A 26,768-nucleotide genomic window follows, 5' to 3' on the forward strand; every position below is an offset into this window, starting at 1 on the left:
CGCCAACGGCCTACGGCGCGACGATCGGGCCGAGCCCGTTCTTCTCGGCGAATCTGGCGAGCCGCCCGTCGAGCTTGATCGTATCGACGAACAGGTTGACGTAGTTGAGCCAGATCTGGTCGCCTGGCGCGACGACATAGGCGTAGGGCGTCACCGCGAGCTTCTCCGGCGGCAGCAGGAAGGTGACGCCGGGAAACTCCTTCTTCATGCGCAGGGCGGTGGGGAAATCACTCATGATGACGTCGGCCCGGTTCGTCATCAGCTCCGCTTGGCTGGTGGCCGGCGGCGCCACGGCGTTGACGACGGCGTTCTTCAGGTAGCCGCGCATGAACGGCTCGATGTAGGAGCCGAGGGTGACCGCGGCTGTGATCCCCTTCTTGTCGATGTCGCCCCATTGCTTGATCGGGCCGTCCTCCTTCACCACCGCATAGACGTTGGTCACGAGATACGGCTTCGAGAACTCGACGGCTTGCGCCCGCTTCATGGTCGCGCCGACGCCGAACATCCCGATGTCACATTTGTTGGCCTGGAGGTCGGCGATGAAGGTGCCGAAAGCCGTCTCGACGACCTCGAGCTTCACGCCCATGTCCTTCGCCAACTCCTTCATCAGGTCGGCATCGATCCCCTCGAGTTCGCCGGTGGCGGGGTTGCGAAAGGAGATCGAGTAGTAGAGCGGCCACGTGCACACGCGCAGCTTGCCGGACTTGGTGATGTCGTAGAGATGCGACTGCGTTTGCTGGGCGGCGGCGGGAAAGGCCGCTCCGAGAAGGGCGATCCCGGCTAGAACGGCCGTGAGGAACCCGGTGAAACGACACGTCATCGTGCAACCCTCCGTCTGAATGCGGGTGTCGGTCAGTCCTCGAACTGCGCCAGGAAGCGGCGCGCGCGGTCGGTGCGGGGCGCGGCGAAGAAGGACTTCGGGTCTCCCTCCTCGATGATCCGGCCGCCATCCATAAAGACGACGCGGCTGCCGACCTTCTCGGCAAACCCCATCTCGTGGGTCACGACCATCATGGTCATCCCCTCGCCGGCGAGGTCGCGCATCACGGCCAGAACCTCGCGCCGCAATTCCGGGTCGAGCGCGCTCGTCGGCTCGTCGAACAGGAGGACGGCCGGGCGCATGGCCAGGGCGCGGGCGATGGCGACCCGCTGCTGCTGGCCGCCCGAGAGCCGGCCCGGGTAGGCATCGCGCTTGTCGGACAGGCCGACCTTGGCGAGCAGCACCTCGGCCTGGGCGACCGCCTCGTCGCGCATCAGCCCCCGCACGCGGATCGGGGCCTCGATGACGTTGGCCAGCACGCTCATATGCGGCCACAGGTTGAAGTGCTGGAAGACCATGCCGATGTCGGACCGCACGGCGCGGGCGGCCCGCGCGACGGAGCGGTCCGCCTTGCCGCCGGCGACGACCTGATCGTGCATCAGCACGCGCCCCTGGTCCGGTGCGGTGAGGAGGGCAAGGCAGCGCAGCAGCGTGGTCTTGCCCGAGCCGCTTGGCCCGATGACGCAAACCACCTCCCGCTCGTGCAGCGTGAGATCCACGGCGTCGAGGACGCGATGCGATCCAAACGCCTTTCCGATCTCCTGCCCCACCAAAACCCGTCGCGTCGAAGCCGCCATGGATCATCACCATCCGTGATGCAGACAGACTGGGACGATTCATCATCGCCTGTCACGCTCGAATTTTAGGCTTGTCTCAGAGGCGATTGCTGTCCGATAAATCACAGTTATGGATCTACGACAGATCGAACTCTTCACCGCGATCATCGAGCATGGGAGCCTGACGGCGGCGGCCCGCGCCCTCGGTGTCACGCAGCCAGCCGTCAGCGCCGGGCTGGCTCGCCTCGAACGGGCGGTCGGCTTCTCGCTCTTCCGCCGGGACGGCCGGCAGGTGGTGCCGACGCCGGAGGCGACGCTCTTCTACGAGGAGGCCGTCCGCGCCCTCGCCGGCGTCGCGCAGCTCGACGATGCGGCCGCCGCCATCGCCGCCGCCGCGCGGGGCTCGCTGACGGTCGCGACCAATCCGAGCCCCGGAATCGCTTGGCTTCCCCGCATCGTCGCGGAGTTCCAGCGGACGCGGCCGGATGTCCGCCTGAACCTGCTGACCCGGTCCTCGCGCGAGATCCGGGATCTCGTCGCGGCCCGTGCCTTCGATTTGGGCATCGCCGAGCCGCCCTTCGACAAGAAGGACAGCGTGGTCCGCCGCTATCGATTCGCGGCGGTCGCGGCCCTCAAGGCGAATCATCCGCTGGCCGTGCACGAGGTCTTGACCCCCCCGCGGCTCGACGGGGCTCCGATGATCGGGCTGCTTCCTGCGCACGGCACCACGCCCGCGATCGCCCAGGCCTTCGCCGCGCAGGGGGCGGACCTGCGGATTGTGGTCAGGTGCGAGTTCTTCGCGACCGCGCTGAACCTCGCGGCGGAGGGGGCAGGGATCGCCCTGGTCGATCCGATCAGCGCCGCGTGCCACTCGGCGCCCGACATCGTCATCCGGCCGTTCACCCCGCGCATCGCCTACGAGGTGGCCGTGCTGAAGCCGGCGCAGAGCGGTCTCTCCCGTCTCGCCGAGGCCTTCGCCAGGGAGATCGACCGGCACGTTCGGCCCTACCTGATGGAGCACGGTTCGTGACACAGCCTCTCCCCGCCTCCGTCGCCGCCGCGATCCTGTCGGACCGCCTCCTGCCGGACGAGTTCGCGGCGATCTGCGATTGCGGCGGACGCCTCGCAGGCACATCCTCAGAGGCCGCCGCGAAAGTCCTCCTCCGGCGCCTCGGCGAGAAGGTGGCCGGGCGGCCGGCCGGGATCGTCCCCACACCCTATGACGGCTGGCGATCCGCCTCCGCGACGTTGGAACTCGTCGAGGCGGATCGAACCGTTCTGCTGGGCTGCCATCCCTTGGTACGCACCGTCGCCACGCCCCCCTCCGGGCTGGAGGCGGAGGTCGTGGATGTCGGGCGAGGCACCGAGGCGGAATTCGCCGCGCTCGCCCCCCTTCTGGCAGGCCGCATCGTCTTGGTGCAGCACGAATACATGTTCGCGGCGGGGCACATCCACCGTCGATTGAAGTATGCCTGGGCACGAGAGGCGGGTGCCGTGGGCTTCCTGATCGCCGGCCCCCTTCCGACGCGCCCGGTCGCCGGGTCGTCCGGCCGGGGCCCAGAGGACGGAATCCCCGCCCTCGGCATCGAGCCGGAGGCCGCCGCGCGCCTCGCGCCGACAGCGTTGGGTTACGCCCGGGCCCGGCTCACGATCGCCGCGATGGAGTTCGCCGCCAGCACGGAGGCGATCCTGTTCGACCTCCCGGGACAAACCGCCGACACCGTCGTGCTGAGCGCGCATCTCGACGGCCACGATCTCGCCGAGAGCGCGATGGACAACGCCACCGGTGTCGCAGTGGCCCTTGCCGTCACACGGGCGCTCGCCCCCCATGCGGGGTGTTTCCGGCGCGGACTGCGCCTCGCCTTCTTCAGCGCCGAGGAGTGGGCCCTGACGGGCTCGCGCGTCTATCTCGACCGCCTGCCCGTGGCCGAGCGCAAGACCCTCGCCATGAACCTCAACCTCGATTCCGTCGCCGGCTCCGGCCACCTGACGGCCTTGTGCAGCGGTCTTCCGGCCCTCGTGGCCTGGGCGGAGCGGACCACCCGCGCGGCGGGCGCGCCGGTGAGAACCTTCCTCCCGCCGATGGCCAACTCGGACCACGCCAACTTCACGCGACACGGCATCCCGGCCTTGCGCCTCGTCGCAGGGTTCGACGAGAGGGCCTCCAATCTCAGGTACGTTCTGACAACGGCCGATACGCGCGACAAGGTGACGGAGGGGCAACTGCGTCTCGCGACCCTCGCCGCCACAGCAATGGTGTGGTCCGCGCTCACCGATGAGCAGCTTCCCTACTAAGGAGCCTGCCCCCTCCAGGGGTGATCTTTAGTGTGGGGAGCGGCCCGCAGCCATCGCAGCGCTCGTTCCACCGAATTGCAAATCGAACATGCGGCGCTCGCCGCAGACGTTACTCCGGTATCGCGTTCTTCGTAGGGCTGCAAAGCCAGTCGATCGAACTACGCCAGAATGTCCGGTTGCAGTAGCCCTTCGCCTGAAAGCGGATTTTCCGCTTTCGGCCAAGTCCAGTCGAGTGAGTGGGCGCCGCCGAATGGCTGGGTTGGGTGGATTCTGTTGAAAAACTCAGGTGTTGCGGCGGTAGTCGTGAGGTGATTCACTCTCGTCGAGAGACGGAGATCGAAGCAGATGATGGGACCTCGACAAGTCGAGCAGGGCGCCCTGTTCTACGAGTTCTCGCTCGATACCCACGTCCCCGCCGACCATCTGCTGCGCGCCATCGACCGCTTCGTTGACCTGTCGGGCCTGCGCGCGCACCTGCAGCCGTTCTACAGCTCGACGGGCCGGCCCTCGGTCGACCCTGAGTTGATGATCCGCATGCTGCTCATCGGCTACTGCTTCGGCATCCGCTCCGAGCGCCGCCTCTGCGACGAGGTCCACCTCAACCTCGCCTACCGCTGGTTCTGCCGGCTCGGACTCGACGTCCGGGTGCCGGATCATTCCACCTTCTCCAAGAATCGTCATGGCCGCTTCCGCGACAGCGACCTGCTGCGCCGCTTGTTCGAGACCGTGCTCACTCGCTGCATCGCCGAGGGGCTCGTGGGCGGCGAGGGCTTCGCGGTCGACGCCAGCCTGATCAAGGCCGATGCCAACCGGCAGAAGGGCGTCGAGGGTACGAACGGCCTGCCACCCGAGACCGTCAGCCGCGCCGCCCGGGAGTACCTGGCCGTGCTTGACGACGCCGCGTTCGGCGCTGCGACGCCGGTCGTGCCCAAGCTCGTCTCCCCCGCCGACCCGGCCGCGCGTTGGACGGGCGCGGACGGTGGGCTGGCCTACTTCGCCTACGCGGCCAACTACCTGATCGACCTCGACCACGCGGTGATCGTGGACGTCGAGCCGACCACCGCGATCCGGCAGGCCGAGGTTACGGCCGCCAAGCGCATGATCGTGCGCTCGCGCGAGCGCTTCGACCTCTACCCGGCACGGCTCGCCGGCGACAGCGGTTACGGATCGGCCGCGATGCTGGGCTGGCTCGTCCACGAGCAGGGCATCGAGCCGCACATCCCCGTCTTGGACAAGTCTGAGCGCCGCGACGGTACCTTCAGCCGATCAGCCTTCACCTACGACCCTGGCACGGACGCCTACACCTGCCCGGCCGGCAAGCACCTGCGGCAACGTCAGAAGGTCTACAGATCACCGCCTCCGCTCGTCGACGCAGACGGGATGCTGCGCTACCGCGCGAGCAAGCACGACTGCGATGCCTGCGCGCTGAAGCCACGATGCTGCCCCAACGCATCCGCCCGCAAGATCCCACGCTCGATCCACGAGGGCGCCCGGCAGATGGCGCGCGACATCTGCGCCTCGAAGGCGGGCCGTACCTCGCGGCGGGAGCGCAAGAAGGTCGAGATGCTGTTTGCCCACCTCAAGCGGATCCTGAAGCTGGATCGGCTTCGGTTGCGGGGGCCGGATGGAGCCCGGGACGAATTCCACCTCGCGGCCGCCGCCCAAAACCTACGGAAGCTGGCCAAGCTGATCCCGCTGGGGCAGCCGAGCCTAGCCTGATCGGCTGGGGGAGGCCCTCAGCCAAGCCTTGATCAAACCTCGATCCAGGCCGACCGCGAGTTTTTCAACGAAATCGACCCATGCCGGTCGTAGGAGATGCTGAAGGCAGAGCCCGAAAGCAGCCATCGGTTGGCAGTTGGGCGGCTATGGTCCAGGACAAAAAGCGATCGTGTTTCCGAGAAGCCGCAGATCGTGACTGAAAGGCCGAAGGATACCACCGAAGCAAGAGCTTGCCGATCGCCAGTCATGCGGGAAGAAGCTCCTCGGTCGACACCATTCTGGATGAAGCACTCGAAGTCTCTGTTTTGCCGGTGACGATATCAATCGTGCGGACCTGATTGCGCCCCCCACGTTTCGCTTCATAGAGCGCGGCATCTGCGAGGCTCAGCCACTCAGTCTGGGTCGTAGCAGACCGCCGGTCAGCATAGAGCAGCCCCACGCTCACTGTAACTATGCCGAGGGGGCTCAGGGCATGGGGTAGCGCCAGGGCTTCGATTGATCCTCGGCAATCGCGAGCGACATTCAGTGCGTGAGCCTCTTCGACGCCGGTCAGGACGACCGCAAACTCTTCTCCTCCTATCCGAAAGGCGATCCCGCCAGCGCGCGCTGCACACATCGCCAGTTCTGCTCCAACGGCCTTTAACACCAAGTCGCCGGCTGGATGTCCCGAGTAGTCGTTAAAGGCCTTGAAGCGATCTACGTCGATCAGCGCGAGCGCACACCGCTCGCGCGACGAGGCTTTCTCCAACTCTGCGAGTCTACGATCGAAGTGGCGGCGATTGGGGATGCCAGTCAACGCATCAGTCAACGCAAGGGCGGCGAGTTCTGCCTCCGCGACCGTCCTACGCCGCAACTCGCTTCGCAGCAGTTGGAGAAGGCACAGCAGAGCGATAGCAGGCGTGCCGACAATCAGGACGATCGCCGTTGCTCGGGCGTGCCACGCCGATCCTATCGTGCTGAGCGGAACCGACACGACGACGTGCATCGGCAATGTCCCCACCCGATGAGCCACGTGGAGGGCTTCCGCACCGGCAGAGCTCGAGATGAGGGTAATATGATCCGCCTCGGCGATCATCGAGAGCGTCTGCCGATCGAGAGGATCAGCGGCTGGGTATTGCACGGGGGGCTGCCCACCTCCGGTCGACAGGCTGTCATCGAACAGCACAGTGATTTTGAGGTTGAGATTGCGGTTGAGGCGAGCGAAGACCGCCTCGAAATACGCGAGTTCGATCGCTCCAACCACGACGCCGGCAAACGCTCCGTCCGCGTAGGAGAAACGCCGGCTCAATGGGATCATCTCACGACCACTGACGCGGGTGCGCCACGGTCGACCGACGTAAAGGCCAGCATCTCGATTGCGCTGAACCTGAAAATAGACCCGATCGGCACCATTTAGCCGACGCGGCACCAAGGAGCCGGAGTCGATGAATGCGTCACCCTGAGCGTCGAGGACGAAAATCGCCCCGTAACCTGAGGCCGTCGCCGCTCGATCGAAAAGGGCAAGGTGCCGAACCTGGGGCGAAACGCCCTCGAGAATTGGATCCCGCAGACGATCTGCCACTGCCTGCAGCGACAGGTCGTAGAGCTCGAAGTCACGTGTCAAAGTGCGCGTCATGCTGTCCAGCAGCGTCTCAGCGCCAATCTTTGCCTGCTGCCAAGCTGCGTTGCGCAGACTCACGATGGCCAAGCCCGCGCATCCGCAAAGCACGATGGTCACAGCCAATCCGGCGGCAATCAGAAAGTGCGGAGAGCGGATGCGATCGCTTTTTTGGTGTACTCGAGGCATTGCACGTCGGGTATGAGTGATCCCACGCGACAACATATGCTATGGGGTATTAACCCGCCCCTACCAGACTGGCAGCGCAAGGATTATGCACTTGAAGTTGCATTTCTCGCAAGTGTTTGAGCAGCTGGAAACTGGTCTCGCAAGGTAGCTGATAGGACTGATATACATCTGCTATGGCAATCTAACTCTCCGAAGCAGTCTGTCCAGTTCCACCCAAAACCGTCTGTCCGAAAACGACCCAATATAGCCATACAGATGGTCGTCAGCGCGACCCGAAACCGGGCGGTCATGACATCCGATCGTGAACCTATGCCGACAAGGCCATTGGCACCGTTCTCTCAGCCAATCGCTGCGGCCGCCCGACTAGGTAGCCCTGGATCGCGTCGCAACCGATCTCGCGCATGAGCGCAAGCTGCGATGGCGTCTCTACGCCTTCCGCCTGGAGCGCGACATTCAGCGCACGTGCGATCTGCGTGATGCCTTTCAGAACCGCCAACGAGTGGCGGTCAGTCTCCGCCGTAGCCACGAACGAACGATCCACTTTGATGCGGTCGAGCGGCAAGTCGCGCAGATGGGCCAGCGACGAGTAACCCGTGCCAAAATCATCCATCGCCACCGTCACACCGAGGCGGCGGATGGCGTTCAGGACCTTGGCGATCTGAGGGCCATCCTCGACGATTGCTGTTTCCGTGAGCTCGATCTCCAGCCGTTTGGCTGGCAGTCCACTCTTGGCCAGAGCCTGCGTGAGATCGGACAGAAGCTGCGGCGAGCGCAGCTGAACAGGTGAAACGTTCACCGCGACGTAGACATCGCTCGGTAATTGCGCGGCCTGTCGGCAGGCCTCCCGCAGCACCCAAGCGCCGATCGGGACGATCTGTCCGGTCTCCTCCGCCAATGGGATGAAACGGGCCGGGGAAACAGCCCCGAGCGTCGGGTGTTCCCAACGGATCAATGCCTCATATCCGATGATCCGATCGTCAACGAGTGAGATCACCGGCTGATAGGCCAAATGCATCTCCCCACGTTCAATCGCTGTTCGCATGTCCGTTTCAAGCTGAACCCGATCGGCGACAGTCTTCAGCATGTCGCGCGTGTAGCAGCTCGTTCTGCCTCGACCCTGCCGTTTCGACTCATATAGCGCGATGTCTGAGAACTGCATGAGTTCGATCGCATCGCGCGCATCATCCGTGCAGCACATGCCAATGCTGCAGCCAATCGACACTGTGAGGTCATTGATCGCGTACGGGAGGGCGAGCGCCTCGATCACCTCAGTGGCGACAGCCATCGCCTGTGCCTGATCGCCATAGACCAGCACCGCCATCTCGTCGCCGCCAAGCCGGGCTACGAACCCGTCCGATCCTGCGATCGTCCTCAGCCTGTTGGCAACCTGTTTCAAGAGCTGATCACCGACGACGTGACCGTAGGTATCGTTAATCTGCTTGAAGCGATCGAGATCGATCAGCAGGAGCTTGACGACTTGCTTGGGAACAAAATCGCGACCCAAACGCGCATTCAAGGCGCGGCGATTGGCGAGCTTGGTCAGGGGATCGGAGAAGGCCAGTTCCGTGATCCGGCGCTGTGCCGCGCGCTCTTTGGTGACGTCGTCGAAGGTAACGACGTTACCGCCTTCCTCGATCGGACGGATTTCGACCTGCAGAATGCGTCCGTCGTCAAGCGGATAGTCGATTTGCCTCGAGTTTTCGACGTTCCGCCATTCGTCGACCCGCTGGCGCGCCGCCACGCGCCGCTCCGCGGTCCAATGATGACGATTGCCGACAATGTCGATGATCTGGTCGATACTTTTGCCCGTCAGGTCGACATCGACAGGGATGCCATAGATTTCAGCGTATCGCCGATTGTACAGGCGCACGCGCTCGGACGCGTCCAGATATAACAAACCGTTCGACATATTGTCGAGTGCGGTTCTCAGGACCGAAGAATGGGCGCGCTCCTGGGCATCGAAACGTTGTGTTGCAATTATAGTAAGGAACGCCCCGAGGAACAGCACAGCAGCTCCCGCAGTGGTGAAAATGCTGAGCACGATATTCTCGTGCGGAAAGCCGCTATAATCCTGGGTGCGCGCTAGCGTCGTGCCGGCAATCGCGACGAAGTGAGTACCGGTAACGGCGAGGGTGAAAAGAGCGCAGACCACCCGGGGGGTCGCCAAGCGCCTTGGCAGTCCACAAGCCAGCGCGAGGCTGCAGGCACCAATACCGGCAGCGAGAACGTCCATGAGCGGCGAATGAGTCTGTTGGCATCCCTCAATCGCCGCCATGCCGGCGTAGTGCATCCCGCCGATACCAAGCCCGGCAATCGCACCAGCCATAGCGCGGATCCGCCACGATGGAAAAAGCCGTGCCGCAGCCAACGGCAGGCCTGCGACTAAGATGCCGATCAGTGCCGAGACAATAGTCTTCGTATCGTCAAAGCTCAGCACCATGTCGGGTCGGTAGCCCAGCATGGCGACGAAATGAGTCGTCCAGACGCCCAAGCCGGCCACAACCGCCGTGCCCGCGACCCAACGGTATCGGTGAGCAAGATCGACGTCGCTGACCGTACGCATCAAAGTAGCGACCAGCCATCCAGCCGCGAGGCAGATGACTACGGCAGTGAAGACGAAGCCGAGTGAGTGGTCGGCAGCTAGGCGAGCAGCACCATAGATCATAGGCCGCCTATAAGAGCCCACACCTGAAATTCGAATGAAGGGACACGATGAAGATGCCGTTCAGATTGAGGCCGTGGCGTAGCGCCTAAAAAAGACAAGTCCCTGTGTCGCAGCGCCCCATCCATATCGAAAGGCATTCTCCGTAGGCACCACTTCTCAGAAAGGACAATCCCAGGACCACAACTCTCGGTGGATGGAATAGCAAGATGCCGAACCTCAGCCCAAACAAATCACCTTAAATTGAGGGGAGATTGACCTGACGAGCTTCACGCCGTCCGCAAATCTTAAGGTCTCAGAGCGGAATAGGGCCTGCCTGGCGGGCTACCTGTGAGGGCGGGAAGTCGGCCCAGGCTTACCTCTTCGTGCCCGTGTGGCTGCCCCATCCCCTGCGCTCCGGCAGGAGGTGACGCAGCGTGCGGGACACCTCGTCCAGGACCGGATCATGCGCCTTCACCTGACAGTCAAAGCGTCGCTCCTCGCCGCCTTCGGCCTCCTCGCGCTCCTGTGCGCCGGTCAGGCCGTTCTCACGACCCTCACGCTCTCGGGCCTCCGGGCCGACGTCACGGGCGTTGCCACGAACTGGCTCCCCTCCGTCGTGGCGATCACCAACATCCGCGCAGCCGCCTCGGAGGTGCGCATCAAGCAGCTGCGCACGCTGACCCTGTCCGGCAGTCCCGAGCAGCGGGTCGAGAACGCGCGGCAGATCGACAGGGCCGTCGTGGCGCTCGCCGCCGCCCGGAAGGCCTACGAGCCGCTGATCTCATCGGCCGCGGAGCGGGCGCTCTACGACGCGTTCGGCACCACCTGGGAGCGCTACCAGACCGTCGGCCGCGAAGCGGCGCGCCTGGCCGAGGTGGGCCAGAGCGCCGACGGTGTCCGGCTCATGGCCGACCCGGCCAACATCGATCTCTACAATGCGGCCCGCGACACGCTGGCCCAGGACGTCGCGCTGAACGAGCGTGGCGCGCACGCGGATGCCGACAGCGCCATGGCGGCGACTGAGTCCGCGACCCTGATGGCCTATCTCTTCATCGCGCTGAGCGTGCTGGCGGCCTGCGGCGCGGCCGCGTTCGTGCTGCTGCGCGTGTCGCGTCCGATCCAGGCGATGACGGGTGCGATGACCGTCCTGGCCGCGGGCGACACGGGCGGCGAGGTGCCTTACCGCGCGCGCCGCGACGAGGTCGGTGCGATGGCGGCGGCCGTTCAGGTGTTCAAGGACAACCTGATCCGCACCCGCCATCTCGAGGAGGAGACCGCGCAGGCGCGCCTGGCCGCCGAGGACCAGCGCAAGGCCGGCATGCGGCAGATGGCCGACGGCTTCGAGGCCGCGGTCGGTGGGATCATCGGCACGGTGTCGTCCTCCGCGACCGAGCTGCAGGCGACCGCGCAGGCGATGACCGCCACGGCCACCGAGACCGCCAGCCAGTCGACGACCGTGGCGGCGGCGGCCGAGGAGGCCGCCTCCAACGTCAGCACGGTGGCGGCGGCGGCCGAGGAGCTCGGCTCATCGGTGCAGGAGATCGGCCGGCAAGTGCAGGGATCGGCCAGCCTCGCCCAGGCCGCAGTGAGCGAGGCCGATCAGACCGCCCACCTCGTCCAGGCTCTCAGCCAGAGCGCGGCGCGGATCGGCGACATGGTCGGGATGATCTCGGGCATCGCCGGCCAGACCAACCTGCTGGCGCTCAACGCCACGATCGAGGCGGCGCGGGCGGGTGCGGCGGGGCGGGGCTTCGCGGTGGTGGCCTCCGAGGTGAAGGCGCTGGCCGAGCAGACCGCCAAGGCGACCGAGGAGATCGCCCGCCAGATCGGCGAGGTTCAGGGGGTGACCGCGCAGGCGGTGACGGCGATCGGCGGGATCACCGGGCGGATCCGGGAGATCGACACCTTGGCGACGTCGATCGCGGCGGCGGTGGAGCAGCAGGGCGCGGCCACGCAGGAGATCGTGCGCAACGTCGCGCAGGCCTCGGCGGGCACCAACGCGGTGACGGGCAACATCGCCGGCGTCGCGCAGGCGTCGGAGGAGACGGGGGCGGCGGCCGGTCAGGTCCTGTCGGCGGCCTCCGAGCTGTCGCGGCAATCCGAGCACCTCGGTGCCGAGGTCAATCGGTTTCTCGCCACCGTGCGTGCGGCCTGACCCGATCTCGTCCCGGCCCTCGCGGGACAAGATCACTACGACGTCGAACGTCCGCTTCCGCCCCAGCTTGGACGGAAGCGGACTGACCGGAAACCACCCCGAATGGTCATACCAGTGATTGTTGGTGTGCCCCGAAGTCCGCCGTTCACCGCGTGGGTCTTGTCAGTTGGTTAGAGTAGAAGCCCATGGCAGCATCGCGCCTCCCGCTGGTGAGCATCGGTCTCAGAACCACGCCTCCGCATCAACACACTCGGCGTACTCGACCTCGACTAAGCGACTGCTTCCTACAAAAGAATGGACTTGCCTCGACGCGTGCGGTCTGCGCACGGTGTTATATTCTTCTAGATCATCGAGTTGGGCCTGTCGCTGTATTGGCGCGCTGAACTGGGAGATGACGTTAGCGCACCCCAAGGAGAACTGGTCCTAATAGGGCTTAACGCTGACCCGCAACACACGCAGCCGCAACAAGGGGGGTTAGGTGCTCGTGAGCCCGGAACGAGCTCCGGCAGAAGCAAACTGAGTACTATCGTTACTTCAACCAGCTGTTCGGCCCAGCCGGCACATGAGGCGCCGCCACACCGAACTTGGGGCAGTCCACTGGGCGCTACCGGCTTAGCTGGTACTCGATTTTCCCGGAAAGGGATGCAACTCTAGCGTGATCAAGGGAAAGCCATTGACCCGATGCCGTCCAAGCGTGTCCGTATTCACTACCGGCGGTTCTTCCGGGGTGGTGAGCCAGTTGTGTCGGAGCCGCTTTCCGAAGCGGTCGCGAAGGCGTTGGCCCACAAGGTCGATGGTCAGGACCTGTATGGCGACGTCCGCCTCCGGACCTACGAGGACGTCGACCATGGCAGCGTCGTCCTGAACGGGCGTTTCCTGCCCGCGAACGGCGACGTGTACGGGGAGCTCGTCCGGTTCGATCCGAACACCAACATCCCCCTCTTGGTCCAAAACTCGGCATCGACCGCGGAGCTCGAAATACGCGAGGCTGTGAAGCCTAATGACGCCGAGGTGCTGCAGGGCATGACCTTCTTCATGATCCGCAAGGACCATGTGCTCGTCGTCGACCAAGGTCTTACCAACCCGATCTTCGAGCGGTACCTCCGGTGGCTGCTGTGCGAGCGGACCCCGGTCGCGCAGCGCAACGCCCGGGTGCCCCTCATCCCGAAGCTTTTCCTGGACGAAGAGGTCGAGGGCCTTCGGGACGTGAAGTTGATCCGGCTTCGCCCGGCGCCGTTACAGGTCGACACTTTGTTCGACGAGGCCAGGACGGAGGTTCATAGCCAGGACGTCGAACCGACGACGAGCGTGCTCTCGATCCTGCGCGCGGCCAATTTCGACACGGCTGTCATCGAGGATATGATGCGCTCACATGGCGCTGCGGTGGTGCTCAACTTGAGCATCACGCTCAAGGCGGGCCGCAGCACGCTCAAGATGCAGGGCGAGGAGGCGGTGGCCCTGCTGCGAAATGTGCCGGAGGACGACCTGATCGTCATAGGCGACGGCATCCGGAAGAACCGCGGGGTGCTTGAACGCTTGAGCGAACAGGTCGATATAGAACGGAAAGGGAACATCCTGGTCCGTAGGGAGGCCTGGAGTGCCCTTTCGAAGGCGGCGGCGTCCTACAGGGACGCCGGGTTGATCGAATGAGGCTGAAGTTTACAGGCTGGGAGACCGTCGTCGCCGCCCTCACGGGTGTGAGCGCCGGCTACGCCATGCCAAACGCCTTCTACGGTGACGGCGCGGCCGAGATCGTGACGGTGCTGGGCTTCCTCATCGCAGCTCTGGTGCCGGCCATGGCGCTCGGCGCTACCGCACTCCGGTCAGGCGAGTTCTCGGTCCTGCGCATCCAGACGCTCGGTGCCGCCCTAGACCGGCAGATCCGCGTCTTTGCTGGCCTGTTCCTCTACAGCTTGGCGGCCTGCATTCTCGCCATCGCGGGCAAGTTGATGAAGTGGTCGGTCCCGCCCATCCCGCTCGGTTGGGCGGACCTGCCGCCGCTCGACCTGAGCTTCCTGTTCCCGGCGGTGCTAACGGCCCTGTTCGTGTTCCTCACCCTGCGGGCGATGGCCTTCGTCACCGGCATCCTGAGCATCCTCAGGCTGTCGACGAGCATCGCCGCGGACGAGGCCCGTTCGCGGGATCAGGCGCGCACCCGCGCGGACGAGGACGCTCTAGCGGCATACGAGATGCCCGAGGGCTACGGGTCCCGGATCGAGTTGCCCCACTAGCACTACTTTGGCAGATTGGTTTTAGGGTGGCAGATTGAGATCGGCGTCACAGTGCGGGCATCGTCGCGGCGGCGGCCGACTGAGGTAATCCAGGATGGCCTGCCGGATCGAGGGCAGGGGCGGCGGGCAGGCGATTCTTTTTTTTCCGCCCCGCCGTTGCCAAGCGCCGGGATTGCAGGAAGGCGTAGGCCATCATCGTCATCAGCGCGTGCCGATGCAGCCCGGTCCAGGATCGGCCCTCGAAGTGATCGAGGCCGAGCTCCTCCTTCATCTGCTGGTGGACCTGCTCGCAGATCCAGCGCGCCTTGATCGTTGCGGCCAACTGCTTGAGGGTGGCCTCGGCCGGCAGGTTCGAGAGGTAGTATTTACGTTCGCCCGAGCCACGCTCCTCGCGCACCAGCCAGACCTCGTCGCCGGGCAGATGCTGGTTGCCTTGTCGGCCGATCCTCTGGGTCGAGCCATCGGCCATCCGAACGCGCAGCGCGCAGAAGCGAGCCCGCAGCCGGCCCTTGGTGCCTCGCCGCCAAGTCACCGATCTGCCGGTCATGTCCGCGAGGATCGTCTCCGCTGCGACCGAGATCTGGTCCGGGACGTGACGCTTGCGCGGTCGCCCACGCCCCACGACGGGGAAGATCATCGTCACGTTGGCCGGGTAAACCTTGTTGCGTCCCGAGATCCCGACGGCCCAGCTCAGGCCACGCGCGCTCAGGGCCTGCCGGAACGGGGCGGCCCCATAACCGGCATCGGCCAGCACGCAGCCGAAGCGCACGCCGCCCTCCCAGACCCGGTCGATCTCCGCGACCGCGATCTCCAGCTTGGTACGGGCCGCGCGCAGGCCCTCAGGTACGCCGGCCGATATCATCCGATCCGGGTCGCTCGTCCAAGTGTCGGGTAGGAACAGCGCCAGACCGACCGCTACGGGGACCTCGCCCCGCGCCAGCGTGAGCGACACCAGCGTCTGGCAGTTGGCGGTCTTGCCCAGCGTCGTGGCGTATTGCGGGGCCACCCCGACCGAGCGGTTGCCCTTCTTCGGCAAGGCGGTGTCATCGACGACCAGGATCGCATCCATGCCGCCGACGAGGCGATCGGCCTCGCCGAGCAGCCCCCGCTGCAGCGGAGCCTCATTCCAGATCCCGGCCGCGATGAAGTGGTGCAGCCGGTCGTAAGAGACCCCCTCGGCCCGGGCCGCCATCGGCTGGACGCTCTTGCGATCACCAAGGCCGATCAACCCGGCCACATAGAGCGGGCACATTGCCCGGCGTGCTGGATGGGACAGTCCCGCAAGGAATGGCTGCAGCCACCGATCCAGATCCTCACGCCATCCGCCAGCACCTGACATCGCGCGCACCCACGCTCATGGCCGTGGCACACGAATCCGCGAAAACCTCTCGCGTTCCTTCAATCTGCCAAAGTAGTGCTAGGTCGCGGACTCATTAAGCTCGCAGCCAGACCCGCACGGCTGCGAGCTTGACGCTGGCGAGGAAGTTGTCGGGATCCTTGTCGTAGCGCGTGGCGACGGCGCGGAAGTGCTTGATCTTGCTGAGGAAGCGCTCGACCAGATTGCGGTACTTGTACAGGAACGGGCTGAAGGCCAACACCTTCTTGCGGTTGGGCATCGGCCTGACGTTCGCCCACGCGCCCTGCTCAGCCATCTGGGCGCGTAACGCGTCGCTGTCGTACGCTCGGTCGCCCAGCAGGATCTGGCCCGTGCCCAGACCGCCCAGCATGTCGGCCGCCGCGCGCCCATCGTGCGCTTGACCCGCGGTGATCTTGAGCGCCACCGGACGGCCCTCGGCATCCACCAGCGCGTGGATCTTGCTCGTCAGGCCGCCGCGCGAGCGACCCATGCCACCGGATCGGCCATCTTTTTTTGGGCGCAGGCGGCATGCTGGTGAACCCGCACGCTGGTGGCGTCGATCATCTGCAGGTCGCCGTCGTAAGCCTTTGACACCGCGTCCAGAAGCCGATCCCAGATGCCACGCTTGCGCCAGCGCCGAAAACGGTTGCCGCAGGTCGTATGTGGGCCGTAGCGCGCCGGGATGTCGGCCCAGGGCGCGCCCGTGCGCAGCTGCCAGAAGATCCCGTTGAGCACCCGCCGGTCATCCACGCGCTCCTTGCCGCGCACGTCCGTCGGCAACAGCGGTTCGATCACCGCCCACTCCGCATCCGTCAGATCAAACCGCGCCATCAAGGCCCTCCTGCTCAGAGGGCTAACGACGCCGCGGTTTAACCGTGCCAGCCGTTATGGGTTCGCGACCTAGTCCACGCGCAGCGCTAGGCGGGTCCAGCCCGGCGCCCATGGCGCTGAGCCGAGGACTGTGAAGTCCGCGCCGTCGGCCTCGATGGCCGTTCCCGCCGGAATTCCGGACAGCGTGAGGTCCTGGGTGACCGCGGCGACGACCTTGCCCGACGGGGTCGTGAGATGGTCGTCCGAGCCCGTGCCGCTGGCGAGGTAGAACCGCCCCGACATGGTTGGTCCGCCCAAATCGCCCAACGTCGCGCGCCATGACTGGCCGTCTTTCAGGTCGCAGCGGATGCGGCCGCGACCGGTCGAGAGCGCCCGGCGGATGGCATAGAGGTGCCCGTCCACGAGGACGAGGTCGCCGCTGTCGGTCTCCGGGCCGGCGGCCTCCTCGATGATCAGCGTCGGGTGCGCATCGAGCATGGGCGGGTTCGGGACGAGGTTCTTCCCGCACCGGATGATCATCCGGTGCGCTGCCTCCAGTCCCGGCCGCGTCAGTTCTCCAAGGGCCCGCAGGATGCGCGGGTCTAGCTCATGCGTCGCCAGGCGCATCGTCGGCCTCGGCGTCCGCCTCCATGGCCTTGGCGATGTCGCGCTCGGCCGCGGTCAGGGCGGCCCGGGACTGGTCGAGCGAGGTGCGCCGCCAGGTCAGGGTCTTCTCGTCCGGAAATCCGGACATCTCGCGGAAGATGACCTCGGGAACGGTCATCACGTTCACCCGGATGGCGTTCATGGCCAGCGCCAGGGCGTTCTCCAGCCGCTTGAACAGCGCGAGCTCGCCGGCCTTCTCGGCGACCTTCATCAGCTTGAGCTGGGCGTCGAAGGCCTTCCCGGGCTCGCGGATGCCCATCCACCCGGAGAACCCGCCCTCCCCGTCGGCGCCGGCGGTCATTGCCCGACGGATGGCCTCGGCCTTGGTTTGCTGGACATGCCAGCGCCAGACCTCGCCAAGGTCAGGCAGGTGCTCGTCGCCGGGGCCGGTCGACCGGTGCGCGACCGGGCATCCCTTGCCCATCCAGGCGTCGATGGTGCCCCGGTCCCATCCCGTCAGCCGCGACAGAGCGTTCATCGACATGAGCCGGTCGGGGGTGCTCACCGGGCCTCCCTCCGCGAACCGCAGGTGTCGGGCGCCCCGAGGCGGTTGTTCACGCCACGTTCTCCGGGCGCCCGTGCCGCGACGGGGGGCGCAACAGCCTTCAGGGAATTCCGTGTGGCTTCAAGGGCTTGCCGAGCGTTCTGCTGCTGGGTCGCCACGGGAATTCGTTCGCAAGTACCGAACTGTCGCGGCGCAAATGCTCCCCGCACGTCATTCCCCCCGTAAGGGGTCCCCTTCGGGGGGGTGGGGGGCCCCCCGGGGGGTGGGAGTGCCGCCCCGCCCCCGCGACGGCACTCCCGCTCGGCGGACCGAGGCGCACCACGCTGCCCGCGAGCGCGTGTCCCGATCCAGGCCACGCCCATGCCGCAGGGCGTGCCGGGTCGCCCCAGGGCGCGCGACGATCGTCACTGGCAGGCGCGAATGGGGGTTGTGGGTTGCCCCGTCAGCACCTGTGCGCACCACCACGTGCTGCGGTGTGCGCACGCCGGCACGCGGTGGCATCCCCTCAGGCCATGTCCGGATTTCCGGCGAGTGCCGTCAGGCGGACCACGGCAGCCGGGTAGGACGGCTCTCGTTCACGGGCCATGGACCGTAGGGGATGGCCCGCCGGGTCAGGCGGTCGATGTCCTTGTCCGCTCCGGACCACATTCGCACGCGCCCTTGGGCCGAGCGCCTCGCGGCATGCGCCAGGTTGTCGGCCAACTGCGCGGCCATGAGGCCTGGGATGCGGGCTGCGGCTGCGTTGCAGGCCTCCTCCCAGGGCTTCTCCAGGATCGGCTTGTAGGTTGCCCGGTCGACCGCCAGGAACAGGATGCGGGGGTGGTCGACTGGCCTCCTCTTGCGCCCGACGGTGACGACGCGGCCGCCCCGGCGGTTCGAGAAGATCTGTTGCTCCTCGCCGGTGGGCACGAGTGGAGGCCGGGCGATGTAGGCGAGCCTCGGCTGCCCGTGCAGCTTGATCGTGTCATCGTAGACGCCCCAGCGCGAGGACGTGGACGACCGCGCCTTCGCCTTCGTGCCCGCCGCCTCTCGCGACAGGCGTGCCAGGAAGCCCGTGGGCACGCCACCGTACGCGGTCGGGCGGACGCCCTGCGTCAGAGTGATGTTGTCCCACCAGGGGATGAGGATGTGGTCCTGAGCCAGCCCGACGTCGCCGGGGAGGCGCGTGTTGTCCTGAATGCCGAACAGGTACTTCAGGTAGACGCTCTGCTTCGGCATCACCTCGACGGACTCCCTGACACCGTCGCCGGCCTGATTGCGCTCGATCATGTTCAGGCCGACGACGCCCGAGCGCGTGTACTTCACGGCCGACTGCGTCCACGGGGTGTTCCGCTTCAGCGTCTTGTGGAACTGCTGGCGGATGTTGACGACGGCCACCTTGGCGGTCTCGTCCATCGCCCAACCCGCGGCCCGGCGGTACTTAGCGATGCCGACGGTCGACACGAAGCGGTCGCGCCACTCCTCGATGAGGGGGCCGACGTCTGAGGCGATGCGGACTTTGAACGGGAAGGCCATGCCCGGCAGGGTGCGCCGCCGGGCGTGACCCGTTCCAGGCTACGCGAGACGGTCCGGAAGGCCGTCGTGGCCTGCCCACAGCCCGTTCGACTGAGTGTGCGCTTCTGTCGCACCGGGCGGGAAGGCACCTGGGAGACGATCCTGTTGGGTTGAGCGACCGGGATGATGCCGAGGTCAACTTCTGAAATCGAGGCGCCTTCCTGGCGCTCTCTGGCGCGGTCCCACAAGGTTCTTCGCGCTCACGCCAGGGTGACTAATCGCGTTCTTGGCGCCCTCCTAAGCCGCTCTGGATATTAGCGAAACGGCGGCGGAGCATGCGGTTTCGTCGCGTCGGGTCAGAGGTGCCCCGGGGCGGCGGTCCACCGCGAGAGCCCCGTCCTCCATGCACGATGATGAATTGGCGCGAAATGCCCGCGCCCTGGACTTCCACTGGCGCGTGTCCGACGACCTCGTTGCCGCCGCAGGCCTCCCGAAGCTCGCCCGCTCCAAGGTCAACCGCGCCATGGCCAGCGTCCTGGCGGCACTCGCTTTGGCGGCGGACAGCGACCGGCCCTACGTCTCCTACAGCCGCTCGCGGGACTTCTACGCGGCCCAGGGTCGCTACGAGGGGACGGACTACACCTACGCGTCGGTGCTGCAGAGCGTGGATGAGCTCGGGCGCCTCGGCCTGATTGAGGAGATACGCTCGAAGCCCGGCGCCCACCTGACCCACGGCATGCAGAGCCGCATGCGGGCCTCGGACCGTCTCGTCGAGATCTTGTCCGGCCAGCCCATCGAGTACCTCGGCTCGGGCTGCCCGCTCGTCCTCAAGGACAGGGACGGCACTCGCATCGACTACGAGGACACGCCCGAGACCCGGCGCCTGACGCGCGAAATTGGCGGTTTGAACCGGTACCTGAACAGCTTCTCGGTCGACGTCTCGGCCTCGGCCTCGCCCGACGACTGGGAGCGTACCGCGCACCACGTCCGAGCCCGGAAGGTACGGGACGGCGTCGAGACATGGGCCTGCGCCCGCGTCACGCCTCGGGTCGATGTCTACCGTGTTTTCAGCCGTGGCGGGTTTCGGCAGGGCGGTCGAATCTACGGCGGCTTCTGGGAGGGGCTGCCCAAGGACCGGAGGCTCGACCTGATGATCAACAACGAGCTGGTCATCGAGGAGGACTTCGCCTCCCTCCACCCGCGCCTCTTGTACGCGCTGCGCGGCGAGCGGATGCCGGCGGGGTTCGACTGCTACGCGCTGCCTCACTACCAGCGCTGGGTCGGCAAGCTTGCGCTGAACGTGGCCATCAACGCCGCGACGCTGCACGCCGCGGCCGGGGCCCTCATGGAGAAGGGCCGTCAGAAGAAGGCCGACGGTTCGCCCGTGTGGCCTTACGGCTGGGCTGAGACCCGGCGCATCATCGACAAGGTCATCGCTCACAACCCGGCCATCGCGGGGTACATCGGAAGCGACGCCGGTGTCTCGCTCATGGCCATCGATGCGCGCATGGCCCTCGACGTCCTCAAGTCCTGCGAGAAGGCCCACCTGGCTGCCCTGCCGGTGCACGACAGCTTCCTCGCATCAGAGGGCCGGACGGCTGAGTTGAAGGGCATCATGAACGATGTCCTGGAAGGTGCGCTGGACCGAATTTCTCCTGCGACCTTAATGGGTTCGCGGAAAGATTCTATGGGTGAGACGATCCAAATGATCCGATATAGGGAGCCGGGGGTGGCCGAACCCGTTGAGACCCCCCTCGCTGCGCCCGAGGTCACCCCCTCTGCGGAACTCGTGTCGTCTCCCTCCGACCCGGTGCTCCCCTCCTCCGGGACCGTGGCCCCCTTCCGTGCGGTCCTTAGGCCTCTCCCGCCCCGTCCGGGTTCTCCCCGTCCCCGTGTCGTTCCCTCTCCTGCGGAGCCGGTGGGTCTCTCTCCGGCCCCTGTAGAGCCCCCTGCGCCTTCTGCGGTCGTGCCGGTGCCGGCCTTCCTCCTGGCTCTCCGGCCTCCGCCCGAGCCGGTCCCCGCTCCCTCTCCCGAGCCGCCCCTGTCCCTTGTGGTCCCTCGTCCTCGACCATCCCTGGCGTTCCTCACCCGCTCCCTGCCACCCGCCGACGTCCCCTTCGAACCAATCCCGCTCAGGCCCGCCACCGCCCCTTCCAGACCGGCCCACGTGTCCCTGGCCGCCCTTGATGACGAATGCCCTGAGGAGGTCCCTCAGGTTCCTCCTCCGCCCGTCGAGCGTGTTGGGCTGCTCGGACGGCTGGCAGCCCATGCTCGGGCCCTGCGCGACCCCGCCGGCATCGCAGACGGGGATGCCCGAATGGCGGAGCTCCGCGCCCTCGCATCACGCCAGCGTACGCGCCTGAATGCGTGATAGAGGTTGTCTATCGCCAAGCGCGCTGGCAATATGCCGGGAAGCTCTCGCGAGCTGACGATGCACCTCATCGTGGAAGCCCTCCGACCCTTCGGTCGGGGGGCTTTCTTTGTTCTGGTTCCCTCTGACTGGGACCAGCGGGCCAAGCATCTAAGCCTCGCTGTCTACGCAGTCGTCGACTTCGGCGTGAAATCCGGCGTCGGCCGCGCCAACCGCTACCTGCAGCAGGTTCTCAAGGCGCGGAAGCTCTACGCCGGGGACATCGACGGCGTCGTCGGGACCAAGACCCTGGCGGCCATCGCCGGCCTCACCCCGTCCCTGGTGTCCGCCGTCATCCGCGACCTGTGCGCCATGCGCCTCTGCTACCTGCAGACGCTGGACGGCTGGGGCGCGTTCGGACGGGGCTGGAGCCGCCGCGTCTCTGAGGTCCAGGCGGCCGCCCTGGCGCTCGCCGCCGGGGCCTACGCCCACGCTGAGGCCGACCTGCCCGATCCGGCGCCGACAGTTCGCGGCAAGCCGGCGCAGGTCGCGGCCACCCGCATCGCAACCGGCAAGGCCGCCGTCATGACCGCTGTCGGCGTCATCGGAGATCAAGCCTCGTCCTACGCCGGGACGTTCCAGGGCCTGTCCGACATTGCGCCCGTGTTCCGGTACGTGTTCGCGGCCCTGACCGTCATCGGCGTGCTGGCCGCCCTGTACAAGGCGGTGCAGCTCGCCAAGGGCTCCGAGGCTGCCTCGCCCAAGCCGACGGCGCCCGAGGCCGCCAACGACGACGAGCCCGTGTCCGGAAATGCGGCGTTCGTGCCCGGGACCGTCATCGAGCTCCCGCCCGCGACGGTGATCCCGCCCGCCGCCGAGGCCGACCCGAGCGTCGTGGCCATCCACGAAGCGCCGCTGCCCGAGTCCGTGTCCGGAAATCCGGCGGACGTGCCCGCGGCGGCCCCGGTTGCGGAGCAGGCCGCCTGATGTCGACCGCCGCCATCTGCGTCATCGCGGTCTGCGCTCTGCTGGCTTTCGTGACCGCCGCCGGGGTCGTCATGAGCTTCGTAGAGAGCCTGCTCGTCTCCAAAGCGCAGCCGCCCTGCCCGTGCCGGGACATCCATTCCATCACTGTCGGCGCGCCCACCGTGACCGAGTTCTCGGCCGACAGCGGCCCCGAGGTCGCGACCGAACACTGCCGCATCGTCGTCGCAGCTGGGAAGGTGCACTGACATGGACGCCCTCGCCCTCGAAGCGCCCGCCAAGACCAAGGCCGAGCTCGACCGGACGGAGGAGCTCGCGCGGGCCCTCCGCACTACCAGCCTCCACCCGCATGCCTGCGGCCCAGGAAGTGAGGACCTCTTCGCGGTTGCCAAGGAGGTCGAGCTCTTCCTTCGGGTGACCGGCAGCCAGAGCAATGCCGACCGGTTCCAGGGCGAGGTCGCCACGGCGGTCGATACCGCCCCGACCCTCCACTCCTACCGTCTCCGTATCCGCCTCCTCCGCGCCGGGGTGCACGTCTGATGTTCGACCCCTTCCGCATCGCCGCCTTGTGGGTCGGCATGGCCTTGGGCGTTCCCATGCTCGCCGCCGAGCTCGCCGACGAGGTCTGAGGCGCCAAGCCCGCACCTCCTCCCGCGCAGCCGCTCCACCGCGAGGTCGCGGACTTCCGGACCCGCGTCGAGGTCGACGCCATCGAGGAGACCCGCGACGAGATGGTGGCCGCCCAGGGTGCCAGGCTCGCCCGGTCCGAGGGCCCTCTGAGGCGTCTCAAGGGCGAACGGATGGTGGTGAAGGTCGTCGCCAAGCGCGCTCGGAAGTGGAAGGCCTGACATGCTCCCGATCCTCTCCCTCCTCACTTTCGTCCCCGGCGTCGGCGGCCTCGTCGAGCACGCCAAGGCGTGGGTCGTCGAGCTCATCCTCTGGGGGCTCCTGGCGCTCGCCCTCGTGGTCGGCGGCATTGTCGCCTACGACCGCGGCGTCGCCGCCGAGCGCGGGCCCACGACGGCCGCCCAGGCCGAACGGGACGACTGGAAGGTCCGGGCCCTGTCAGCCGAGGCTGCCGCGAAGGACAACGAAAGCGCCGCCATGGCGCTGGGGCAGCAGGTCGTCCACCAGGCCGACGCCTACGACCGTGCCGACGCGCAGGCCCGCGCCGATGCCAACCGCTACACGGCGGCCCTCGACGCCGCCCGGCAGGCCCGATGCCAGGCATAGGCCTCTTCCGTCGCCGACCCGGTGCACCGGGCGCTGACCGGGACGGCGACGCCCGAGGACGCGCCGCTACCGGAACCGTTCAAGGCCGCCGAGCGCGCCCTTCGGAAGGGGAGGCACCGTTGAAGCGCCTCCTGATCCTTGTCGCGGCTCTGCCGCTCGGCGCCTGCCTTGAAACGCCCGAGCTCGCGGTGCCGCCGGAAATCCGGCGCGTGCAGGTCCTCGGCGTCCACGTCCCGCAGCGGCTGCGCCACTGCCGCACCGAGCCCGAGCCGCTGCCCGACGACGCCACCGTCGGTGACATCGCCCGGCACCACGTCGACGTGGCCGCGGCCGGGCAGGACTGCCGCGCCAAGCTCAAGGCGGTCGACGGCCTGCTGATTGCCGCCGAGCGCCGCGCCGGGAGCCACCTATGAGCGTCACCGTCGCCTTCCTCGTCGGCGTCATGCTCGGCCTCTGTCTCGCTGAGCCGCCCCGCCGGCCGCCGTGGAGGTGGTCATGACCTCTGCTGCCCGTGCCGTCATCGAGGCCGCCCGCGAGCTCGTTCGGAACAGCCGCTGGCACCTCGAACTGCCCGAGGACCGGGAGCTCCCCGACACCCTGTAGGCCGCCCTGGACCGGGCGGTGCGCGCCCTTGATGCCGCGGAGGCCGACCGTGGCCGAGGCTGACCCCTGCCGCCGGGCGCTGACGCCGACCGAGGAGGCCAACCTGTTCGCCGGGGACGCGCTCCGGGCCGCCCGCAAGGTCATGTCCGGAAATCCGGCGGGCGCGGAGGGTGAGGCGTACCTGGCGGTCTACGTGGTCCTGGCCGCGGCGGCGCTCGGGCAGGACCGCGCCAAAGGCGAGAAAAGTGTCGGCCTAAGCGACGCCCTCAGCTAGCGCCGGAATTCCGGACACGCCCCTGGTAGTGCAGAGACCGAATCGCTTTAATCGTTGCAGCCCTCGACCCGAGGGTCGGCCCCGGCCGGTGGTGAGACACCGAACCGAGGCCTCACTCCAGACCCGGATGGAAGCCGTGTCCGAAGCTGCGCTGAACCGTACCACGTCCCTGGCCCTCAGTCCCGTCGTCGACGTCATCGACGGCGCCGCGATGGCCGAAACCCGCGATATCGCGGCCTTCTTCAACAAGAACCACAAGTCGGTCCTCGTCGCCGTGCGCACCGCGCTCGCGCGCCGCCCCGACCTGCTCGGGCGCAAAATTGTGCCGATGTTCGACACGGTCGGGATCGGCAACGGGGCCACCCACGAGGCCATGGCCTACCGCCTCGACCGCGACGCCTTCAGCCTCATCGTCATGGGCTTCACCGGCGAGCGGGCCTTCCAGTGGAAGCTCGACTACATCGAGGCCTTCAACCGCATGGAGGCGACGCTCCGCCAGCCCCAGGCGCAGCCCTTCGACCCGAACGACCCGGCCGCCCTCCGGACCCTGCTGATCGGCTACTCGGAGCAACTGCTGCTCGCCCGTGCCGAGACCGCCGAGGTCAAGCAGGAGCTCACCGTCGTCCAGGCCGTCGTCGAGGAGCAGCGCCCCATGGTGGACGCCTACCTCGCCTTCCTCGACGACGACGGCCTCTGCAACCTGCGCACCGCGGCCCGGGCGGTCGACGCGCCCTGCATGCTGTTCCTCAGGTGGATGGAGGAGCGGAAGTACGTCATCCGCGAGAACGGCGGCGAACTCCAGCCGGCGGCCGCCATGCGCCGGGACGGCTACATGAAGCTGCGGGCCAAGCCGGACGCCAACGGAAAGCTCCGGAACCAGGCGGTCGTCACCCGCTCGGGCTTGGTCTGGCGGCGGCACCGGTGGCTCGCCGGCCCCGGCAAGCTGCTCGCCCTCCAGGCCGCCGTCGCCGCTTCCCAGCCCGGGCTCCCTGGTATCTGACCCATCCCAGTAATCGGTAGTGAGGTCTTTACTACAAGATGGCCGGCCGCACCCCCGCGGCCGGCCCGGCGGCTACGCATGAGCAGGAGGCCCCGGTGGACGACCCAGAGCAGATCCACATCGAAGAGTACATCGCCACGTCAGTCGCGCGGGAGCGCCGCGCCGGCGAGAAAGCGGCATCCAAGGAGCGCCAGGTCGCTATCGGCGCCGTGCTCCGTGCGAAGCGGGCCGAGGTCGAGGAGCGGGCCGCCCTGAAGCGGGCGTCCGGAAATCCGGCGCTAGCGAGCGAGGGCGGCAACGGTGGCCCCAGCCTCGAAGCGATGCCGACCTTCGACGCGCTGGAGCGCATCGGGCGCGCGGCGTTCGGCGACCACTGGGAGGGTAAGTTGGGCCTCCAAGCCGGCATTGAGGAGCGGTCCATCAGGCGCTTCCGCGCTGGCGAAATCGCCACGACGCCGGAGGCGATGGCTCGGGCGAGGTTATGGGCCATCGAGACTGCTGCGAGGCTGCTCGCCGCGGCGGGCGAGGAGGACATCGCCGGCGAGGTGCGCGCCCGGGAGCAGGCAATGCAGCTTCGGAATGCCGAGCGGGCCCGGGCCGTCCACGCGGCCAACCTCGCCAAGGCCAGCGCGAAGAAGGCCTAGTCGCCCGACGAGAGCGCCCCCGTCCCGCGCCGGGGGCACTCAGGGGCTGTCATCTCGCCCGGGAGGTCGAGGCGCTCGGGCGTCCGGCGGTATTGCGTGACGACGAACGAACCGCCCCGTCTTCCGTCGGACCAGTCCCACTGCCCACCGAATCCTGGCCACGCTCCCCGGCCGCTCGATCCCGTACCGACTGCCCGGCTGAGCATCTTCCCATCCCGCGCGGACCGAACTCCGCACTCCACCCGAACCCGCCATTCCGCGCGCCCGGTCGGCTCCGCGTCGACGACGCCGTAGCGCTCCCGCCCCGGGCCCGCGGGCTCCGACATGGAGAACTGCCAGCCCGAGGTGTAGTCCGGCCAGAACTCGGCGGCGCCGGCGGCGGAGGGAACGGCGAGCGCCGCGGCGAGGATCAGGGTTCGCAT

The 26,768-nt window shown here is 67.2% G+C and carries 25 protein-coding genes; 15 read left to right on the forward strand and 10 right to left on the reverse strand.

Annotated features, from left to right (window positions below):
• Positions 1-10 precede the first annotated feature (10 nt).
• Together LOK46_RS14330 and LOK46_RS14335 are read right to left on the reverse strand one after the other, a co-directional pair.
• On the reverse strand, positions 11-820 hold the full coding sequence (locus tag LOK46_RS14330; protein ID WP_273564377.1) for an ABC transporter substrate-binding protein: 810 nt from the start codon (positions 818-820) through the stop codon (positions 11-13).
• A 32-nt stretch (positions 821-852) separates the two neighbouring features.
• Positions 853-1,617, reverse strand: a complete 765-nt coding sequence (locus LOK46_RS14335; protein ID WP_042669296.1) for an amino acid ABC transporter ATP-binding protein — start codon at positions 1,615-1,617, stop codon at positions 853-855.
• Between the two features lie 109 nt (positions 1,618-1,726).
• Between LOK46_RS14335 and LOK46_RS14340 the strand changes: the two genes are divergently transcribed.
• The 3 genes from LOK46_RS14340 (at position 1,727) to LOK46_RS14350 (ending at position 5,610) form a co-directional block, all read left to right on the forward strand.
• On the forward strand, positions 1,727-2,626 hold the full coding sequence (locus tag LOK46_RS14340) for a LysR family transcriptional regulator (RefSeq protein ID WP_042669295.1): 900 nt from the start codon (positions 1,727-1,729) through the stop codon (positions 2,624-2,626).
• A gap of 218 nt (positions 2,627-2,844) precedes the next feature.
• A complete protein-coding gene (locus LOK46_RS14345) occupies positions 2,845-3,891 on the forward strand; it encodes a M28 family metallopeptidase (RefSeq protein ID WP_273564378.1) in 1,047 nt (348 codons plus the stop codon).
• Positions 3,892-4,236: 345 nt separating this feature from the next.
• Complete coding sequence (locus LOK46_RS14350) at positions 4,237-5,610, forward strand: IS1182 family transposase (RefSeq protein WP_273564379.1); 1,374 nt, start codon at positions 4,237-4,239, stop codon at positions 5,608-5,610.
• Positions 5,611-5,854: 244 nt separating this feature from the next.
• Here LOK46_RS14350 and LOK46_RS14355 read toward each other — a convergent pair whose 3' ends face one another.
• A complete protein-coding gene (locus LOK46_RS14355; protein WP_273564380.1) occupies positions 5,855-7,327 on the reverse strand; it encodes a GGDEF domain-containing protein in 1,473 nt (490 codons plus the stop codon).
• Positions 7,328-7,703: 376 nt separating this feature from the next.
• Positions 7,704-10,061, reverse strand: a complete 2,358-nt coding sequence (locus tag LOK46_RS14360) for a bifunctional diguanylate cyclase/phosphodiesterase (RefSeq protein WP_273564381.1) — start codon at positions 10,059-10,061, stop codon at positions 7,704-7,706.
• 442 nt (positions 10,062-10,503) lie between these two features.
• On the opposite strand from LOK46_RS14360, the gene LOK46_RS14365 reads away from it, so the two are divergent.
• The 3 genes from LOK46_RS14365 (at position 10,504) to LOK46_RS14375 (ending at position 14,426) form a co-directional block, all read left to right on the forward strand.
• Complete coding sequence (locus LOK46_RS14365; RefSeq protein ID WP_273564382.1) at positions 10,504-12,195, forward strand: methyl-accepting chemotaxis protein; 1,692 nt, start codon at positions 10,504-10,506, stop codon at positions 12,193-12,195.
• A 681-nt stretch (positions 12,196-12,876) separates the two neighbouring features.
• The gene (locus tag LOK46_RS14370) at positions 12,877-13,845 is read left to right on the forward strand and encodes a hypothetical protein (RefSeq protein WP_273564383.1); all 969 of its coding nucleotides are present in this window, start codon (positions 12,877-12,879) and stop codon (positions 13,843-13,845) included.
• Complete coding sequence (locus LOK46_RS14375; RefSeq protein ID WP_273564384.1) at positions 13,842-14,426, forward strand: hypothetical protein; 585 nt, start codon at positions 13,842-13,844, stop codon at positions 14,424-14,426. Before LOK46_RS14370 ends, LOK46_RS14375 begins: the two co-directional genes overlap by 4 nt.
• A gap of 46 nt (positions 14,427-14,472) precedes the next feature.
• Here LOK46_RS14375 and LOK46_RS14380 read toward each other — a convergent pair whose 3' ends face one another.
• The 5 genes from LOK46_RS14380 to LOK46_RS14400 form a co-directional block, all read right to left on the reverse strand.
• On the reverse strand, positions 14,473-15,765 hold the full coding sequence (locus tag LOK46_RS14380; RefSeq protein ID WP_273564594.1) for an IS701 family transposase: 1,293 nt from the start codon (positions 15,763-15,765) through the stop codon (positions 14,473-14,475).
• A gap of 94 nt (positions 15,766-15,859) precedes the next feature.
• Positions 15,860-16,614 (reverse strand): IS5 family transposase gene (locus tag LOK46_RS14385; RefSeq protein ID WP_273564385.1). Its coding sequence is split into 2 segments (ribosomal slippage): positions 15,860-16,290 and positions 16,290-16,614, totalling 756 coding nucleotides; the frame shifts between segments, so codons are not numbered across the junction.
• Positions 16,615-16,683: 69 nt separating this feature from the next.
• On the reverse strand, positions 16,684-17,220 hold the full coding sequence (locus LOK46_RS14390; protein WP_273564386.1) for a hypothetical protein: 537 nt from the start codon (positions 17,218-17,220) through the stop codon (positions 16,684-16,686).
• The gene (locus LOK46_RS14395; protein ID WP_273564387.1) at positions 17,201-17,764 is read right to left on the reverse strand and encodes a hypothetical protein; all 564 of its coding nucleotides are present in this window, start codon (positions 17,762-17,764) and stop codon (positions 17,201-17,203) included. Before LOK46_RS14395 ends, LOK46_RS14390 begins: the two co-directional genes overlap by 20 nt.
• A gap of 537 nt (positions 17,765-18,301) precedes the next feature.
• Complete coding sequence (locus tag LOK46_RS14400; protein ID WP_273564388.1) at positions 18,302-19,279, reverse strand: hypothetical protein; 978 nt, start codon at positions 19,277-19,279, stop codon at positions 18,302-18,304.
• A gap of 382 nt (positions 19,280-19,661) precedes the next feature.
• Here LOK46_RS14400 and LOK46_RS14405 point away from each other — a divergent pair, with 382 nt between their 5' ends.
• The 9 genes from LOK46_RS14405 to LOK46_RS14445 all read left to right on the forward strand — a co-directional run bounded on the left by LOK46_RS14405 (position 19,662) and on the right by LOK46_RS14445 (position 26,346).
• Positions 19,662-21,629 carry a hypothetical protein gene (locus tag LOK46_RS14405; RefSeq protein WP_273564389.1) on the forward strand — a complete coding sequence of 656 codons (1,968 nt, stop codon included), beginning with the start codon at positions 19,662-19,664 and terminating at the stop codon, positions 21,627-21,629.
• 186 nt (positions 21,630-21,815) lie between these two features.
• Positions 21,816-22,595: a hypothetical protein gene (locus LOK46_RS14410; protein WP_273564390.1), complete on the forward strand. Its 780-nt coding sequence runs from the start codon at positions 21,816-21,818 to the stop codon at positions 22,593-22,595.
• Positions 22,595-22,840 (forward strand): hypothetical protein, encoded by a 246-nt coding sequence (locus LOK46_RS14415; RefSeq protein ID WP_273564391.1) that lies wholly within the window; start codon positions 22,595-22,597, stop codon positions 22,838-22,840. The genes LOK46_RS14410 and LOK46_RS14415 overlap by 1 nt, the downstream gene beginning before the upstream one ends.
• A 1-nt stretch (position 22,841) precedes the next feature.
• Positions 22,842-23,132 (forward strand): hypothetical protein, encoded by a 291-nt coding sequence (locus tag LOK46_RS14420; protein ID WP_273564392.1) that lies wholly within the window; start codon positions 22,842-22,844, stop codon positions 23,130-23,132.
• A gap of 309 nt (positions 23,133-23,441) precedes the next feature.
• On the forward strand, positions 23,442-23,825 hold the full coding sequence (locus LOK46_RS14425; RefSeq protein ID WP_273564393.1) for a hypothetical protein: 384 nt from the start codon (positions 23,442-23,444) through the stop codon (positions 23,823-23,825).
• Positions 23,826-23,944: 119 nt separating this feature from the next.
• On the forward strand, positions 23,945-24,238 hold the full coding sequence (locus LOK46_RS14430; protein WP_273564394.1) for a hypothetical protein: 294 nt from the start codon (positions 23,945-23,947) through the stop codon (positions 24,236-24,238).
• Between the two features lie 239 nt (positions 24,239-24,477).
• Positions 24,478-24,702, forward strand: coding sequence for a hypothetical protein (locus tag LOK46_RS14435; protein ID WP_273564395.1), 225 nt, complete (start codon positions 24,478-24,480; stop codon positions 24,700-24,702).
• A gap of 127 nt (positions 24,703-24,829) precedes the next feature.
• The gene (locus LOK46_RS14440) at positions 24,830-25,702 is read left to right on the forward strand and encodes a Rha family transcriptional regulator (RefSeq protein WP_273564396.1); all 873 of its coding nucleotides are present in this window, start codon (positions 24,830-24,832) and stop codon (positions 25,700-25,702) included.
• 95 nt (positions 25,703-25,797) lie between these two features.
• A complete protein-coding gene (locus LOK46_RS14445) occupies positions 25,798-26,346 on the forward strand; it encodes a hypothetical protein (RefSeq protein ID WP_273564397.1) in 549 nt (182 codons plus the stop codon).
• Here LOK46_RS14445 and LOK46_RS14450 read toward each other — a convergent pair.
• Entirely contained in the window at positions 26,343-26,768 is a 426-nt protein-coding gene (locus tag LOK46_RS14450; RefSeq protein WP_273564398.1) for a hypothetical protein, read from the reverse strand. The genes LOK46_RS14445 and LOK46_RS14450 overlap by 4 nt on opposite strands.

Origin of the sequence: Methylobacterium sp. NMS14P (assembly GCF_028583545.1) — a bacterium.
Taxonomy (GTDB): Bacteria; Pseudomonadota; Alphaproteobacteria; order Rhizobiales; family Beijerinckiaceae; genus Methylobacterium.

Coding starts and splice junctions, on each gene's coding strand:
- LOK46_RS14330 (WP_273564377.1), bottom strand. CDS start 820: ATGACGTGTCGTTTCACCGGGTTCCTCACGGCCGTTCTAGCCGGGATC.
- LOK46_RS14335 (WP_042669296.1), bottom strand. CDS start 1,617: ATGGCGGCTTCGACGCGACGGGTTTTGGTGGGGCAGGAGATCGGAAAG.
- LOK46_RS14340 (WP_042669295.1), top strand. CDS start 1,727: ATGGATCTACGACAGATCGAACTCTTCACCGCGATCATCGAGCATGGG.
- LOK46_RS14350 (WP_273564379.1), top strand. CDS start 4,237: ATGATGGGACCTCGACAAGTCGAGCAGGGCGCCCTGTTCTACGAGTTC.
- LOK46_RS14360 (WP_273564381.1), bottom strand. CDS start 10,061: ATGATCTATGGTGCTGCTCGCCTAGCTGCCGACCACTCACTCGGCTTC.
- LOK46_RS14365 (WP_273564382.1), top strand. CDS start 10,504: ATGCGCCTTCACCTGACAGTCAAAGCGTCGCTCCTCGCCGCCTTCGGC.
- LOK46_RS14370 (WP_273564383.1), top strand. CDS start 12,877: ATGCCGTCCAAGCGTGTCCGTATTCACTACCGGCGGTTCTTCCGGGGT.
- LOK46_RS14375 (WP_273564384.1), top strand. CDS start 13,842: ATGAGGCTGAAGTTTACAGGCTGGGAGACCGTCGTCGCCGCCCTCACG.
- LOK46_RS14380 (WP_273564594.1), bottom strand. CDS start 15,765: ATGTCAGGTGCTGGCGGATGGCGTGAGGATCTGGATCGGTGGCTGCAG.
- LOK46_RS14390 (WP_273564386.1), bottom strand. CDS start 17,220: ATGCGCCTGGCGACGCATGAGCTAGACCCGCGCATCCTGCGGGCCCTT.
- LOK46_RS14400 (WP_273564388.1), bottom strand. CDS start 19,279: ATGGCCTTCCCGTTCAAAGTCCGCATCGCCTCAGACGTCGGCCCCCTC.
- LOK46_RS14405 (WP_273564389.1), top strand. CDS start 19,662: ATGCACGATGATGAATTGGCGCGAAATGCCCGCGCCCTGGACTTCCAC.
- LOK46_RS14415 (WP_273564391.1), top strand. CDS start 22,595: ATGTCGACCGCCGCCATCTGCGTCATCGCGGTCTGCGCTCTGCTGGCT.
- LOK46_RS14420 (WP_273564392.1), top strand. CDS start 22,842: ATGGACGCCCTCGCCCTCGAAGCGCCCGCCAAGACCAAGGCCGAGCTC.
- LOK46_RS14425 (WP_273564393.1), top strand. CDS start 23,442: ATGCTCCCGATCCTCTCCCTCCTCACTTTCGTCCCCGGCGTCGGCGGC.
- LOK46_RS14440 (WP_273564396.1), top strand. CDS start 24,830: ATGGAAGCCGTGTCCGAAGCTGCGCTGAACCGTACCACGTCCCTGGCC.
- LOK46_RS14450 (WP_273564398.1), bottom strand. CDS start 26,768: ATGCGAACCCTGATCCTCGCCGCGGCGCTCGCCGTTCCCTCCGCCGCC.